At 68.4% G+C, this 1,350-nt stretch carries 2 protein-coding genes; one reads left to right on the plus strand and one right to left on the minus strand.

Annotation, left to right across the window (positions count from 1 at the left end):
- Positions 1–666, plus strand: a 666-nt coding sequence (locus HUK84_RS18465) for a formyltetrahydrofolate deformylase (RefSeq protein ID WP_176641534.1), incomplete at its 5' end; no start/stop codon positions are given.
- Between the two features lie 54 nt (positions 667–720).
- Here HUK84_RS18465 and HUK84_RS18470 read toward each other — a convergent pair.
- Complete coding sequence (locus HUK84_RS18470; RefSeq protein WP_176641535.1) at positions 721–1,215, minus strand: prolyl-tRNA synthetase associated domain-containing protein; 495 nt, start codon at positions 1,213–1,215, stop codon at positions 721–723.
- Positions 1,216–1,350 lie beyond the last annotated feature (135 nt).

Here is a 1,350-nt window from a genome sequence, read left to right on the forward strand (position 1 = left end):
GCCGGGCTTGCGGCGGTGGCCGCGCGGTTCGACGCGCACTGGCGGCTTTACCCGCCGCGCGGACGGCAGCGCGTGGTGATCATGGTCTCGAAATTCGACCATTGCCTGGCCGACCTGCTGTATCGCTGGCGGATCGGCGAACTGGCGATGGACCCGGTCGCCATCGTATCGAACCATCCGCGCGAAGCGACGCAGGCCGTCGATACCGGCGACATCCCGTTCCATCACCTGCCGGTCACCCGCGAGACCAAACCCGCGCAGGAGGCGCGTCTGCGCGCGCTGATCGGGGAAACCGGCGCGGAGCTGGTCATTCTCGCGCGCTATATGCAGGTGCTGTCGGACGACATGTCCGGCTGGCTGGCGGGACGGTGCATCAACATCCACCATTCCTTCCTGCCGGGGTTCAAGGGCGCGCGCCCGTATCACCAGGCGCACGCAAGGGGCGTGAAACTGATCGGGGCGACCGCCCATTACGTCACGGGCGACCTCGACGAGGGCCCGATCATCGAGCAGGATGTCGAGCGCATTTCCCATGCGGATACGCCCGACGACCTGATCCGCAAGGGCCGGGACGTGGAGCGCCGCGTCCTGTCGCGCGCGGTGAATTACCATCTTCAGCATCGCGTCATTCTCGACGGGCACCGGACCGTCGTTTTCCCCGACTGACAGGGCGCCGCTGACCGCCGGGACGCGAACGGTCACGCGTTCCCGGCGGTGGCCTTACCCAACGGCGCCCTTGAGGGAAAAGACGATCGGTTCGACGCCGAGAGTGGCCAGGATCCGCTTGAATTCGCCTTGCGGGATCACCCAGGTTTCGGCGTTGTCCAGCGGATGACAGGTGATGGCGTCGGCCTCGAGCAGCGAGGATTCGAGGGCGAAGCGGACCTGGCGCCGCGTGTCGGCGATCAGGCTGAGCGGCCCCAGCGCGCCCGGCTCGGTGCCCAGAACCGTGCGCATCAGGTCGGGACTTGCGAAGGAGAGGCGCTTGCTGCCGATCAGGGCCGGCAGCGCCTTCATGTCCAGCCGGCAATCCGCCGGCACGGTGACCAGCACCAGCACGCCTTTGGCATCCTTGAGGAAGGCGTTTTTGGTATGGGCGCCTTCCAGCCCCGCGTAGTGCAGATGCGCCTCCTCCACCGTGCGGACGGGCGGGTGGCGCACGCTTTTCGGCCGGAAGGCCAGGCGGTCCAGCAGAGCATGCAAATCGTCACGCATCGGCGGAGGGCCCGCGCGGCGATTTGAGCACGCCCAGCGCCCGGAGGTGGTCCCGCAGCGCATGCGCGGCTTCGGCGATGTCCGGGTGGTCCAGCACCGTTCCCGCGCCGGCCTGGGCGGCCGCGCCGATGAGGC

This window comes from Nguyenibacter vanlangensis (assembly GCF_013376155.1).
Taxonomy (GTDB): Bacteria; Pseudomonadota; Alphaproteobacteria; order Acetobacterales; family Acetobacteraceae; genus Gluconacetobacter; species Gluconacetobacter vanlangensis.